This window comes from Streptomyces sp. NPDC026500, from assembly GCF_055567635.1.
On record NZ_JBVHQB010000001.1, the window covers coordinates 105,138 to 117,505 of the forward strand.

The window sequence follows — 12,368 nt, forward strand, 5'->3', positions numbered from 1 at the left end:
GTGATCGGTGGCGGGCCCCGATGCGGCTCGCGCTGGACGAGGCGCGGCTGGCGGTTCCGGGCGGGGACGTTCCCGTCGGTGCCGTCGTGCTGTCCCCGGACGGTACGACCGTGCTGGCGGCCGGGCACAACGAACGTGAGGCCACCGGCGACCCGACGGCGCACGCCGAGGTCCTGGCGCTGCGCAGGGCCGCCGCCGCGCTCGGCGAGTGGCGGCTGTCCGGGTGCACGCTGGTCGTCACCCTGGAGCCCTGCACGATGTGCGCGGGCGCGCTCGTCCAGTCCCGTGTCGAGCGGGTGGTGTACGGCGCCCGCGACGAGAAGGCGGGCGCGACCGGCTCCGTCTGGGACGTCGTCCGCGACCGGCGGCTCAACCACCGGCCCGAGGTGATCGAGGGCGTCCTCGCCGAGGAATGCGCCGCGCTGCTCACCGACTTCTTCCGCGACCGCTGACCGACCGCCGCCGCCCACCGGGCAGGCCCAGGGCAAGCGTCTGCCGCACACCGGGAGAGGCACCGGAACTTGCCCGGCCGAGCACCGGCCGGCCGTCTGCCCGCGTCCCGCGCCGAAGGTCCGGAGTGACCGAAACGGATTTCAGACCACGGCCCACCTTGGGGTAGGGTCTCCCTCGGTAGCGTGTCCGAGCGGCCGAAGGAGCTCGCCTCGAAAGCGAGTGTGGCGCAAGTCACCGAGGGTTCAAATCCCTCCGCTACCGCAGATAGGCGAAGGGCCCGATCCATTGGATCGGGCCCTTCGTGCTGCTCGGTCTCAATTTCCGTCTCAGCTGCGGCGACCTTCAGCCGGGCAGGCGCGGGGGACAGCCTCGTGCACCGCTGTCACGGATGCGTCGTGAGCGTCCGCCGACGCTCGCGGTGCCGCTCCCGCCGGTCACGGGCCTCGATGACGCCCTGCCCGTGGGGCCCGCACAGGAAAGGCCCCGGAGTGCTCCGGGGCCTTTGCTCACCTGTTCATTCAGCTGACGTCGACGTAGTCGTAGGCGTCCGCGACGGACGAGGTGCTGTTGCCCGCGTAGTGGAAGCGCCAGGTGCCGTCCACCGAGGCGGTCACCGTGGTCTTCAGGTAGCCGGTGGACGAGCTCGTGATCGTCTTGACGGTGCTGTAGGTGCTGTCGCCCGCCTTCTTGAACTGCAGCTGCACGCTCTGGCTGCCGTAGCCGTAGTACTTCAGGTAGGTCCAGCTCGCGCGGTTGAGCGTGCCGGCGACCGTGATGGTCTTGCCCTTGGCGACGGGCTCGGGGCTGGCGTTGAAGCCGCTGAAGCTCGCGGCCCGCTTCACCCAGCTGTTCTTGTAGACGTCCTTCTCGACGTAGTCGCCGTCGTTGCCGACGGCGTACACGGCCACGTTCCACTTGCCGGCCAGGAAGCTGTTGTACAGCGTGGACGTGTCAGTGTCCCCGGGCTCGGCCGTGATGGTGATCTTGCAGGTGGCGGACGTGGCGCTCCAGTTGTCGCAGGTGGCGTCCTGGTCCGGACCCATGGCCCCGTCCACGTCGGGGTTCGGCTCGGCCAGGCTGGTGCCGTGCCACAGGATGGCACCGGCGCTGTCGATGCCGGACGGGTCGGTGGCGGTCACATAGATGTTGAAGCTCTTCTTGGACACACCGACAACGACGTCCGTGTTGGCGTTGACCGTGACCTTGGTGATCTGGGTGTCGCCCTGGCTGTCGTCGGCCGGCGCGGTGGCCGTGAACGGCGACATCTTCGCGGTGAAGGGGGTCGGGCCGTCCGTCGCCTGGGCGGCCGGGGCGGCGAGCGCGGCGAGCGCCACGACGCCGGACACGGTCGCGGCGGCCAGACTTGCACGAATACGCATGCGCGTTCCTCAAGTGGACTGGGCGCCTCACGTTGAGTGGGGGTCACGTGGGCACGAAGGTTCGGAGGAGTCTGTCTGACTCGCATGCGGAGACTCACAACAACTAGGAACAGTTGTACGGGTTGTTGAGAATTTTTGAACACCCGATGACAACTGAAGGACCGTCGAGACCCTCCGCGGCTTCACCTGCGACAACGGCGCGTCGGTCACCCGGCGCGGATCCCGGTCACCCGCCGTGGATCCCTGCCTTCGTACGTTCGGGGGGGGCGGGGCTCCGTACGGCCCAGGACGCGGAAGAGCCCCGGCGCCGCTCGGCCGCCGGGGCTCTTCCGCACCCGAAAGGGTTCTCCGCTCCCACGGAGGAGGGGGGAAGCGGCGCATCGGGGGCAACCGCTTCCCCCACGGAAGGACCCGAAAGTCCACGCCGCCGACTCGGGGGATGGTCCGGCGGCGAGGACCCCGCAGTGGGGTCCCTCCGGGCCCCGTGGACTCCTGTCGGTTCCCGCCGGGGCTCCCTTCCATCCTGGACCGCGGGAGCGCCTGTCAGGCCCGGCAAAGGACCTCGACCAGCGGGCCGTTGGTCCTTAAAGGCGGCGTGAAGGTTACACTCACCGCCGGCACCAGGGGGCCCACGGGCGCAGCAGTCACAGGGGAGGCCGCCATGGCGGTGAATTCGAAAAAGATCGCCATCTATGTGCTCGTGGTCTTCGCGCTCTACGTGATCATCACGGATCCGGCCAAGGCCGCCGACTACGTCCAGATAGCGTTCGAGGGCATATCGAACGCCGCCGGGGCGATCGGCGACTTCATGACCTGGATCGCCGACGGGGCAAAGAACTGACGTCAGGCGCCGACGCCCGCGCGTCGGGGATTCCGCTCGCCCGGCGTCGAGTAAGCATGACGGAGCGAGGCGCGGCCGGGCATGGACGCGACCGAGCGAAGAACCACCTCACCACCAGGGAGTGCCCGTGATCCGCCATCTGGTCCTCTTCAAGCTCAACGACGGCGTCCGGCGCGACGAGCCCCGCGTCGTCGAGGGAGTCGCCGCCTTCCGGGCGCTCGGTGACCTGATCCCCGAGCTGCAGGTCTGGGAGTGCGAGTGGAACATCAGCGACCGGCCCATCGCGTACGACTTCGCGATCAACGCCGCCGTCGAGGACGCCGACGCCCTCAAGCGTTACCTGGAGAACCCGGCACACGTGGCCGGTGTCGCGCTCTGGCGGGAGTTCGCCACTTGGGTGATCGCCGACTACCCGTTCTGACCGTTTTTGATCGCACTCTTTTCCCGAGCCCTTGACCGCAACCGGTCAGGGGTTTTTGGCGTCCTACGCCCCAACTCACCTCCAACTCACCTCCAACACGGCGTTATGCGGTGCTTGCACACAGTGCACATGTCTTGTGATGCTATGACCGCTTTTGACGGATGAGTGTTGACGGATACGTTGACGGATCGTTGACGAATGAAGAGGTGGCGTTGACCGTGTCGGCCAGTACTGCGCCGCCCCAGGAGGAAGCCCCGGCCAAGGCCCAGGCACCGGCCCTCACGCCCGCCCCGCCCTCGCCCCCGGCGCAGACCACGGCAGCGATCACCGCACCGAGCGCCCCGAGCCCCGCAGGCGGCCCCACAGGCGGCCCAGCAGCCGCTCTCACACCCAGCCCCGCGTCCGGCCCCACCGCATCCGCACCGAACCCCGCGCAGGACCCCGCACCCGGCCCCGCACCGATCCAGGAGGTCACGCACGAGCGGCGTCGCGGTGCGGACACCCGGGCCCTCACGCAGGTGCTCTTCGGCGAACTCAAGGTGCTGGAGCCGGGCACCCTCGAGCACAATCGGGTCCGCGGCGCCCTCATCGAGGCGAATCTGCCGCTCGTCCGCTACGCGGCGGCCCGCTTCCGCTCCCGCAACGAGCCGATGGAGGACGTGGTCCAGGTCGGCACCATCGGTCTGATCAACGCCATCGACCGCTTCGACCCGGACCGCGGCGTGCAGTTCCCCACGTTCGCGATGCCGACGGTCGTCGGCGAGATCAAGCGGTACTTCCGTGACAACGTTCGCACCGTCCACGTACCGCGCCGGCTGCACGAGCTGTGGGTGCAGGTGAACAGCGCGACCGAGGACCTGACGACCGCCTTCGGGCGCTCGCCCACCACCGCGGAGATCGCCGAACGGCTGCGCATCACCGAGGAGGAGGTGCTCTCCTGCATCGAGGCGGGACGGTCGTACCACGCGACCTCCCTCGAAGCGGCCCAGGAGGGCGACGGACTTCCGGGGCTGCTCGACCGGCTCGGCTACGAGGACCCCGCACTCGACGGCGTCGAACACCGCGACCTCGTGCGGCATTTGCTCGTACAACTGCCCGAACGCGAGCAGCGGATCCTACTGCTCCGCTACTACAGCAACCTCACCCAGTCACAGATCAGTGCCGAGCTGGGAGTCTCCCAGATGCACGTGTCAAGGCTGCTCGCCCGCAGCTTCGCGCGTCTTCGATCCGCAAACAGGATCGAGGCGTAACCGAAAAGAGCGAATCGCTCAAGGTCACATTTTCTGGCAGTTGAGCGGTGAAAGACCGTCAGACCCCCTTCTTCCAGGGCTGATCCACCCTCTACATGTCGACAAGTCTCTACAGCGTGTTGCCGACATGTGACATTCTTCCGGAAGCGCGTTTGCCGCGGCCTCGCCTCCGGTATTCAGGTGGAGGCTGCGTTCCTCCGACGGGAGCGACTGCCGCGACCGTCCGCGACCCAAAGGGGGTGGCATGTCCGCAGATCAGGGCAGCTCGAAGGTGCTCACGCTCACGAAGAGCGACGCAGCGCCCGAGGCGCACGCCGCGCTTCACGATGTCCCTGCCGCCGAGGCCCCGGAAGCCGCTCTGGTCCCCGAATCCTCGGGCGCCATCGACACCCGGACCCTGTCCCGCTCCCTCTTCCTGCGGCTCGCCGCACTCGCCGAGAACAGCCCGGAGCGTGGTTACGTCCGGGACACCCTCATCGAGCTCAACCTCCCGCTCGTCCGGTACGCGGCGGCCCGCTTCCGCTCCCGCAACGAGCCGATGGAGGACATCGTCCAGGTCGGCACCATCGGCCTGATCAAGGCGATCGACCGCTTCGACTGCGAGCGCGGCGTCGAGTTCCCGACCTTCGCGATGCCGACGGTCGTCGGCGAGATCAAGCGGTTCTTCCGCGACACCTCCTGGTCGGTCCGCGTTCCGCGCCGCCTCCAGGAGCTGCGACTCGCCCTCACCAAGGCCAGCGACGAGCTCTCGCAGAAGCTCGACCGCTCTCCGACGGTCGCCGAACTCGCCGCCGTTCTCGGGGTGTCCGAGGAGGACGTGGTCGACGGCCTCGCCGTCGGCAACGCGTACACGGCGTCGTCGCTCGACTCGCCCGCCCCGGAGGACGACGGCGGCGAGGGCTCCCTCGCGGACCGCCTCGGCTACGAGGACACCGCGCTGGAGGGTGTGGAGTACCGCGAGTCGCTCAAGCCGCTGCTCGCCAAGCTGCCGCCCCGCGAACGCCGGATCATCATGCTGCGCTTCTTCGCGAACATGACCCAGTCGCAGATCGGCGAGGAGGTCGGCATCTCGCAGATGCACGTCTCGCGTCTCCTCACCCGCACTCTGGCCCAGCTGCGGGAAGGCCTCATCTCCGACTGACCACCCCACGCGGGGTTCATAATTGACGGATCGTCAGCCACACTGGCGCGATGCGTCACGAGTCGATACGTGGTCGCCGAGGTGCCCTGGTGGGCGCCTCGGCGGCTGTGCTGTGTCTGGGCGGAGCGCTGGCCGCGTGCGGGAGCGGCGGGAGTGACGGCGGCTACGTCGCCGTCGGGGCCGCGGGCGGCTCCCCACGGGCACCGGGAGCGGTGGTGGCGCCTTCGGGCGAGGTGTCCCTGGTGCCGCTGGAGGGTACGGCTGCGGACGGCTCCAACACCGCCGGGAACAAGGGGAGTTCCGACTCCGGGAAGACGGCGTCGACCGCCGGTCCGGGCGGCTCCTCGGCCGACGGCGCGAGTGGCCCGGAAGGATCGGGTGGCGGTGAGGGTGCATCTGGGGCTGGGGCTGGGGCCGGTGGTCCGGGAGGCACGGGGGCCGGCGACAGCGGCGGGTCCTCTTCGTCATCCGGCTCGTCCGCCGGTTCGTCCTCCGGAGGCGACTCCGGCGGTACGGGCGGGAGTTCGGGGCACTCCTCCGCGCCGCCCGCGCCCGGGTCGACGGCGAGTGCCGGGCCCGCCGTGCTCGGCGTCAGCGACATCTCGCGCGCGGCCGCCGATCGGCGGTGGTGCGAGAAGGTGACCGTCACCTTCAGCAACACCGGTGGTACGCCGGTGCGTTCGGGCACGGTGACGTTCGGGACGCACATCATCGGATCGCTCGGGATCGACTGGGCGACGATCCCGTCGACCGAGGCTCTTCCCGCGCCGATCGCCGCCGGCGCGAAGAAGAGCAGGACCTGGACGGTGTGCGTCGACGCGTGGCGGGTGCCGCTGGGCATGCACGTCGAGACGCGGGACGTCTCCGTCCAGTGGAAGTAGGGCCGTGGCCCTACTTCGGTTTTCGTGACCTGCCGGGTTTCCTGCCCTGCCGGGTTGTGCGACCCAGCTCGGTCACTTGTGTCCCGCTCGTTTACATGAAGGCGAGCCAGGCCACCGCGACGACGACCACGACGGCGAGAACGACGCCGACGATCAGGCCCACGCGGGGACCCGCGGGAGCGGCCGCCTGCTGCTGCCGGCCCTGGGGGGCCTCGTCGACGAACGCACGGAACATTTGGGTGCTGCCCGCGGGGTCGTAGTTGCCCTCGGGGCCCTGGGTGTTTGCCATAGGCCGGACCCTAGCGAATACGCGGGAGCTGCCCAAGTGCCGGGTTCCCCTTCACACCGATCGTGACGCGTCCGCACAACACCCCCGAGGGACCTGCACACCACCTCACGACAGGCCTGCACGGCAACCAGCGACGTCCGCACACCACCTCACGAGGGACCTGCACACCACCTCAGGACAGGTCTGCACACCACGTAGCGACGCGCCTGGACGCCGCCTCACTCGCGTCTTCACCCCATCCGCCATTCCCCCGTCCCTCATCCCCCACCCCACCTGCAAGTTTACGTTCACCAATACTTGCCTTTGCCAAGTTTTTAGCCCTGCAGTCGCCAACTCGTTTGCCTGCGGCAACCAACTTCTTTATGGTTGCCCAAAGCAACGAATACGGGAGGTGTGATGGCCGAGCAGGCGCAGTACGAGGAATTGGCTCGTCAGCTCAGCGCCATCGGTGCCGTGAAGAGGGACATGGGGCGGATCCTGCCGTCCGACTGCCCCGGAGGCTCGGCCGCCGTGCTCACACTGCTCGGCCGGTACGGCGAGATGCGGATGAGCAGGCTCGCGGAGCTGATGTCCGTGGACATGTCGGTGACCAGCCGCCATGTCGCCCATGTCGCTGACCGGGGCTGGATAGAACGGTCCCCCGACCCGGCCGACAAGCGCTCACGCATCCTGCGCCTCACCGAGGCCGGCCAGGAGCGGCTCGACGAGCTCTCCCTGCGTACGTCGCGGCTGCTGGCCGACCGGCTCAGCCACTGGTCCGACCACGAGGTCGGACTGCTCATCGAGCTGATGGGCCGGCTGCGCGAGAGCTTCGGCGACTGCCGCTCCCCGCAGCGGACGCCCGCGCACCCTCCCCCGTATGCGACAGACGTATCAGAACTGACCACCCGTACACCCGCGTAAGTACGTAAGAAAAGGAACCCCATGGCAACGACCACACCAGCCGGTGTGCGGGGCTCTCACGCCAAGCACGGAGGCGCCGCCGACGGCACTCCGATGACGCACCGGCAGATCATGGAGGCCCTCTCCGGGCTGCTGCTCGGCATGTTCGTCGCGATCCTGTCGTCGACGATCGTCACCAACGCGCTCCCCGAGATCATCGGCGACCTGGGCGGCGGCCAGTCCGCCTACACCTGGGTCGTCACGGCCTCGCTGCTGGCCATGACCGCGACCACGCCTCTGTGGGGCAAGCTCTCCGACCTGTACAGCAAGAAGGCGCTCGTACAGATAGCCCTCATCATCTACGTGTTGGGATCGGCCGCCGCCGGGCTGTCCCAGAACCCCGGCATGCTCATTGCCTGCCGTGTGGTCCAGGGCGTCGGCGTCGGCGGTCTGTCCGCCCTCGCCCAGATCGTGATGGCCGCGATGATCTCCCCGCGTGAGCGCGGGCGCTACTCCGGCTACCTGGGCGCGACGTTCGCCGTCGCGACCGTCGGTGGCCCGCTGCTCGGCGGGGTCATCACCGACACGAGCTGGCTCGGCTGGCGCTGGTGCTTCTACGTCGGTGTGCCGTTCGCGGTCATCGCGCTGATCGTGCTGCAGAAGACCCTGCACCTGCCCGTCGTGAAGCGGGACGTGAAGGTCGACTGGGGCGGCGCGTTCTTCATCTCCGCCGCGGTCTCGCTGCTGCTGGTCTGGGTCACCTTCGCCGGTGACAAGTACGACTGGGTCTCGTGGCAGACGTACACGATGGTCGGCGGCGCGATCATGCTCGGCCTGCTGTTCGTACTGGTCGAGTCCAGGGCGAGCGAGCCGATCATCCCGCTGCGGCTGTTCCGCAACCGCACCATCACCCTCTCCTCCCTCGCCTCGCTCTTCGTGGGTGTCGCGATGTTCACCGGCACGGTCTTCTTCAGCCAGTACTTCCAGCTGGCGCGGGACAAGTCCCCGACGATGTCGGGCGTCATGACCATCCCGATGATCGGCGGCCTGTTCATCTCCTCCACGGTCTCCGGCCAGGTCATCACCAGGACCGGACGGTGGAAGTACTGGCTGGTCGGCGGTGGCTTGCTGGTCACCGCGGGCCTGGGCCTGCTCGGCACGATCCGCTACGACACGACCTACTGGCACATCGCGATCTTCATGGCGCTGCTGGGCCTCGGCGTCGGCATGATGATGCAGAACCTGGTGCTCTCCACGCAGAACCAGGTGGCGCCGTCGGACCTGGGCTCGGCCAGCTCCACGGTCACGTTCTTCCGTTCCCTCGGTGGTGCGATCGGTGTCTCCGCGCTCGGCGCGGTCATGGCCACCCGGATCACCGACTACGTCAAGGACGGGCTGACCGACCTCGGCCCCAAGTACGCCGCCCTCGGCTCCGGTTCGGACTCCAGCTCCACCATCCCGGACATGGACAAGCTGCCCGCGCCGCTGCGCACAGTGATGGAGAGCGCGTACGGCCACGGCATCGCGGACGTCTTCCTGATCGCGGCCGGCATGGCGCTGGTCGCCTTCCTCATCGTGCTGTTCATCAAGGAGGTCCCGCTGCGGACGTCCGGCGCGATGGCCCAGGCCGCCGCGGAGAAGTCCGGGGAACCGGTCTCCGAGTCCCCCGTGGCCGAAGCCGTCGAGGCCGCGGCCACCGCGACCCTCGCCCCGGCCGTCGTCGCCGTCGCCACCGCGACACGGGAGAGCGCCGCGCAGCCCGCGTCCGGCGGCATCAGGGTGCACGGTCACGTCCGCGGCACCGAGAGCGCGCCCGTCCCGCAGGCCGCGGTCACGCTGATCTCACCGGCGGGACGCCAGCTCGGCCGCTCGGTCGCCCAGGCCGACGGCTCCTACGCGGTGGACGCGCCCGGTGTGGGCTCCTACGTCCTCATCGCCTCCGCCGACGGCTTCCAGCCGCAGGCCTCGACGATCGTCGTGAACGACGAGCCGCTCGCGTACGACATCCTGCTGAGCGGTACCAGCGGGCTCAGCGGAGTCGTCCGGGCCGCCGAGGGCGCTGCCCCGGTCAAGGACGCGATGGTCGTCGTGACCGACGTCCGCGGTGATGTGCTGGCCTCCGGAACCACCGGTGAGCAGGGCGAGTTCGCCTTCGCCGAGCTGGTGCCCGGCGTCGTGACGGTCGCGGTGAACGCCGCGGGCCACCGGCCGCGGGCCCTGCCCGTCGAGGTCGGCGGTACCGGCGTCACCCGGATCGAGGTCGACCTCGACTCGGGCGCCCAGGTCCAGGGTGTCGTACGGGCGCCGCACGGCCCTCTGTCGGACGCCCGCGTGACGCTGGTGGACGCGGCCGGCAACGTGGTCGGCACGGCCAGGACCGGCAGCGACGGCGCGTACGCGTTCACCGACCTGGACGGCGGCGAGTACACGGTCATCGCGGCGGGCTACCCGCCGGTTGCGACCGCGCTGACCGTCGGCGGCCGTGGCGTGGACGACCACCACATCGAACTCGCCCACCCCGGCGAGTAGTCCGAGCCCCGGCCCGTGGGGTGCGCGCGCTCTGAGCGGAGGTGCGCCCCCCACGGGCCGGTTTTCATTGCTGCATCGCAAGGAGTTACTGCCATGGGACTGACCGCGAAGATCCGGACGCGGGACGGATGGGCCGTGTCGCACGCGGTCGTCACGGTGACCGACGCGGCCGGCGCGCAGGTGCTGCGGGCCGAGGCGGACGCCGACGGGGCCGTGCACGACACCACGAGCCTCGCGCCGGGCGCCTACACGGTGATCGTGACCGCGCTCGGGTACGCGCCCGCCGCGGCCGGCGCGATCGTCACGGCGGCCGGCCGTGCCGAGGTCGGCCAGGTGACGCTGGCCCGCCAGGGCGGCACAGAGCTGCCCCCGCCGGGACCGTGGACCATCGACCCGGCGCACTCCTCCGTCGGCGCGGCCGCCCATCACCTGGGCATCTCCAGCGTGCACGGCCGCTTCACGGACTTCGCGGGCCGTATCGAGATCGCCCCGGACGAGGTGGCCAAGTCCCGGGTGGAGGCGACGATCACGGCGGCCTCCATCGACACCGGCAACGGGATGCGCGACGGACACCTGCGGTCGCCGGACTTCCTCGACGTCGAGAAGTACCCGCTGATCACCTACCGCTCGACGGATCTGACGCCGTCCGGCTCCGACCGCTGGACCGTGCACGGTGAACTCACCCTGCACGGTGTCGTACGTCCCGTCGACCTCGACCTCGCCTACCTCGGCACCGGCGCCGACCCCTGGGGCGGCACCCGTGCCGCGTTCCGCGCGACGGCCGAACTCCACCGCGAGGACTTCGCCCTGCACTACAACCAGATCGTCCAGGCGGGCATCTCCGCCATCGGTACGACCCTGAAGGTGGAACTGGACATCCAGGCGGTGCAGGGGGAGTCGTTGCCGGCCGCCTGAGCGCGGCTCACTCGCCCCGCTCTCCTTGCTCGCCCTACCCGGTCTCGCCGGCGTCCACGATCCGTCGGGCCAGGTCACGGAGCTTGACGTTCTCTCGCTGGGAGGTCCGCACGAGGCTGTCGAAGGCCTCGGAGGCGTCGATGTCCAGCCGCTCCATGAGGATGCCCGTGGCCTGCCCGATCAGATCCCGGGTGCGCATCGCCTCGGTGAGCTGTTCGCGCAGGGTCGCCGAGTCCAGCGCGATGCCGACGTGGGCGGTGAACAGCCGGCCTATCCGGGTGGCCGACTCGTCGAAGGCGCGGGGCGTCCGCGCGTACGCCGTCAGGACGGTGAGCCGGCGACGGTCGGCACGCAGCCGCATCGACAGCACCGACCGCAGCCCGAGACCCGACAGCGCGAGATCCCCGTCCTCGTCCGCCGAGGCACTGTCCTCGATCCGGGCCACCGGCGCGGTCCACAGCCGGCTCCAGTACGGGTGATGCTCGCGGCCCGCGTTCAGGGCGTCGGCGGTGCGCACGACCTCGTGCGTCCAGGCCAGGGTCTGTCTGTGTGCCTTGTGCTCGATGACGGAGATCCCGGCGTGCTCGGCACCGGGCAGGATGTGCACGGCCAGCCGGACCGCGGTGCGCAGGGTGGCATGGGGACTCGATGTCTCGTGCAACTGCTGAGCGGCGACCGTGAGGCCTTCGGCCAGCTCAAAACCCGTAGCGAAACGGGGCAATTCAGAAAACTCGGACGCAGTCACCACGAACCTCTTCGGCATGCACGGCCAAACGGCCATGCGCAGGAGAGCTCCGCAGCACATTCCCGACTGCGAGCACAGGACAAAGAGCACTTTAGCTGCTCCGATGAGGGCGGTGCCGCCCACCGGCCCAGCCCGCGGGCGACCGAGGGGCACCCGGCCTAGGCTGATCGCATGGCACCCAACATCGCGACGAACACCTCTGTCTCCCTCGACGAGTTGCTGGACTTCGTACGCCCCCGCCACCGGGCCCTTCTGCTCACCCGCCGCGCCGACGGCGGTCCCCAGGGCTCTCCGCTGACCTGCGGTGTCGACGACTCGGGCCGCATCGTCGTCTCGACGTACCCCGAGCGCGCCAAGACCCGCAACGCCAAGCGGGACGAACGGGTCAGCCTCATCGTCCTCAGCGCCGAGTGGAACGGGCCCTGGGTCCAGATCGACGGCACCGCCGAGGTCCTCGACTCCCCCGACTCCGTCGAGCCCCTCGTCGAGTACTACCGGAACATCGCCGGTGAGCACCCCGACTGGGCCGAGTACCGCGAAGCGATGCGCAAGCAGGGCAAGTCGATCATCCGGATCACGCCCACCCGCTGGGGCCCGGTGGCAACCGGCGGCTTCCCGGCCCACCTGGCCCCCCAGGACTAG

The 12,368-nt window shown here is 69.6% G+C and carries 13 protein-coding genes and 1 tRNA gene; 11 read left to right on the plus strand and 3 right to left on the minus strand.

Annotated elements, in window-relative coordinates; genetic code table 11:
- The first annotated feature begins 20 nt into the window (after positions 1-20).
- Positions 21-452: a tRNA adenosine(34) deaminase TadA gene (gene tadA, locus ACZ4N5_RS00490; RefSeq protein ID WP_467755374.1), complete on the plus strand. Its 432-nt coding sequence runs from the start codon at positions 21-23 to the stop codon at positions 450-452.
- Positions 453-629: 177 nt separating this feature from the next.
- Positions 630-714 (plus strand) — tRNA-Ser (locus ACZ4N5_RS00495).
- Between the two features lie 257 nt (positions 715-971).
- Here ACZ4N5_RS00495 and ACZ4N5_RS00500 read toward each other — a convergent pair.
- Positions 972-1,832, minus strand: coding sequence for a DUF5707 domain-containing protein (locus ACZ4N5_RS00500; RefSeq protein ID WP_467754957.1), 861 nt, complete (start codon positions 1,830-1,832; stop codon positions 972-974).
- Positions 1,833-2,493: 661 nt separating this feature from the next.
- Here ACZ4N5_RS00500 and ACZ4N5_RS00505 point away from each other — a divergent pair.
- The 5 genes from ACZ4N5_RS00505 to ACZ4N5_RS00525 all read left to right on the plus strand — a co-directional run bounded on the left by ACZ4N5_RS00505 (position 2,494) and on the right by ACZ4N5_RS00525 (position 6,366).
- Positions 2,494-2,673, plus strand: a complete 180-nt coding sequence (locus tag ACZ4N5_RS00505; protein WP_037615173.1) for a hypothetical protein — start codon at positions 2,494-2,496, stop codon at positions 2,671-2,673.
- Between the two features lie 127 nt (positions 2,674-2,800).
- Positions 2,801-3,094 (plus strand): Dabb family protein, encoded by a 294-nt coding sequence (locus ACZ4N5_RS00510; RefSeq protein ID WP_467754958.1) that lies wholly within the window; start codon positions 2,801-2,803, stop codon positions 3,092-3,094.
- Between the two features lie 218 nt (positions 3,095-3,312).
- On the plus strand, positions 3,313-4,344 hold the full coding sequence (locus ACZ4N5_RS00515) for an RNA polymerase sigma factor SigF (RefSeq protein WP_467754959.1): 1,032 nt from the start codon (positions 3,313-3,315) through the stop codon (positions 4,342-4,344).
- Positions 4,345-4,588: 244 nt separating this feature from the next.
- Entirely contained in the window at positions 4,589-5,485 is an 897-nt protein-coding gene (locus ACZ4N5_RS00520; protein ID WP_467754960.1) for an RNA polymerase sigma factor SigF, read from the plus strand.
- Between the two features lie 50 nt (positions 5,486-5,535).
- The gene (locus ACZ4N5_RS00525; RefSeq protein ID WP_467754961.1) at positions 5,536-6,366 is read left to right on the plus strand and encodes a hypothetical protein; all 831 of its coding nucleotides are present in this window, start codon (positions 5,536-5,538) and stop codon (positions 6,364-6,366) included.
- Between the two features lie 91 nt (positions 6,367-6,457).
- Here ACZ4N5_RS00525 and ACZ4N5_RS00530 read toward each other — a convergent pair whose 3' ends face one another.
- Positions 6,458-6,655, minus strand: coding sequence for a hypothetical protein (locus tag ACZ4N5_RS00530; protein ID WP_467754962.1), 198 nt, complete (start codon positions 6,653-6,655; stop codon positions 6,458-6,460).
- Positions 6,656-7,051: 396 nt separating this feature from the next.
- Here ACZ4N5_RS00530 and ACZ4N5_RS00535 point away from each other — a divergent pair, with 396 nt between their 5' ends.
- The 3 genes from ACZ4N5_RS00535 (at position 7,052) to ACZ4N5_RS00545 (ending at position 10,981) form a co-directional block, all read left to right on the plus strand.
- On the plus strand, positions 7,052-7,558 hold the full coding sequence (locus tag ACZ4N5_RS00535) for a MarR family winged helix-turn-helix transcriptional regulator (RefSeq protein WP_467754963.1): 507 nt from the start codon (positions 7,052-7,054) through the stop codon (positions 7,556-7,558).
- A gap of 93 nt (positions 7,559-7,651) precedes the next feature.
- Positions 7,652-10,066: an MFS transporter gene (locus ACZ4N5_RS00540; RefSeq protein WP_467755375.1), complete on the plus strand. Its 2,415-nt coding sequence runs from the start codon at positions 7,652-7,654 to the stop codon at positions 10,064-10,066.
- Between the two features lie 93 nt (positions 10,067-10,159).
- Positions 10,160-10,981 carry a YceI family protein gene (locus ACZ4N5_RS00545; RefSeq protein ID WP_467754964.1) on the plus strand — a complete coding sequence of 274 codons (822 nt, stop codon included), beginning with the start codon at positions 10,160-10,162 and terminating at the stop codon, positions 10,979-10,981.
- A 34-nt stretch (positions 10,982-11,015) separates the two neighbouring features.
- Here ACZ4N5_RS00545 and ACZ4N5_RS00550 read toward each other — a convergent pair whose 3' ends face one another.
- On the minus strand, positions 11,016-11,744 hold the full coding sequence (locus ACZ4N5_RS00550) for a GAF and ANTAR domain-containing protein (RefSeq protein ID WP_467755376.1): 729 nt from the start codon (positions 11,742-11,744) through the stop codon (positions 11,016-11,018).
- A 153-nt stretch (positions 11,745-11,897) separates the two neighbouring features.
- Here ACZ4N5_RS00550 and ACZ4N5_RS00555 point away from each other — a divergent pair, with 153 nt between their 5' ends.
- Positions 11,898-12,368: a PPOX class F420-dependent oxidoreductase gene (locus ACZ4N5_RS00555; RefSeq protein WP_467754965.1), complete on the plus strand. Its 471-nt coding sequence runs from the start codon at positions 11,898-11,900 to the stop codon at positions 12,366-12,368.

What these genes read in the sequence shown, in the direction of transcription:
- ACZ4N5_RS00545 (WP_467754964.1), top strand. Translation starts at nt 10,160, where the DNA reads ATGGGACTGACCGCGAAGATCCGGACGCGGGACGGATGGGCCGTGTCG.
- ACZ4N5_RS00505 (WP_037615173.1), top strand. Translation starts at nt 2,494, where the DNA reads ATGGCGGTGAATTCGAAAAAGATCGCCATCTATGTGCTCGTGGTCTTC.
- ACZ4N5_RS00555 (WP_467754965.1), top strand. Translation starts at nt 11,898, where the DNA reads ATGGCACCCAACATCGCGACGAACACCTCTGTCTCCCTCGACGAGTTG.
- tadA (WP_467755374.1), top strand. Translation starts at nt 21, where the DNA reads ATGCGGCTCGCGCTGGACGAGGCGCGGCTGGCGGTTCCGGGCGGGGAC.
- ACZ4N5_RS00530 (WP_467754962.1), bottom strand. Translation starts at nt 6,655, where the DNA reads ATGGCAAACACCCAGGGCCCCGAGGGCAACTACGACCCCGCGGGCAGC.
- ACZ4N5_RS00550 (WP_467755376.1), bottom strand. Translation starts at nt 11,744, where the DNA reads ATGCCGAAGAGGTTCGTGGTGACTGCGTCCGAGTTTTCTGAATTGCCC.
- ACZ4N5_RS00520 (WP_467754960.1), top strand. Translation starts at nt 4,589, where the DNA reads ATGTCCGCAGATCAGGGCAGCTCGAAGGTGCTCACGCTCACGAAGAGC.
- ACZ4N5_RS00525 (WP_467754961.1), top strand. Translation starts at nt 5,536, where the DNA reads ATGCGTCACGAGTCGATACGTGGTCGCCGAGGTGCCCTGGTGGGCGCC.
- ACZ4N5_RS00535 (WP_467754963.1), top strand. Translation starts at nt 7,052, where the DNA reads ATGGCCGAGCAGGCGCAGTACGAGGAATTGGCTCGTCAGCTCAGCGCC.
- ACZ4N5_RS00500 (WP_467754957.1), bottom strand. Translation starts at nt 1,832, where the DNA reads ATGCGTATTCGTGCAAGTCTGGCCGCCGCGACCGTGTCCGGCGTCGTG.
- ACZ4N5_RS00540 (WP_467755375.1), top strand. Translation starts at nt 7,652, where the DNA reads ATGACGCACCGGCAGATCATGGAGGCCCTCTCCGGGCTGCTGCTCGGC.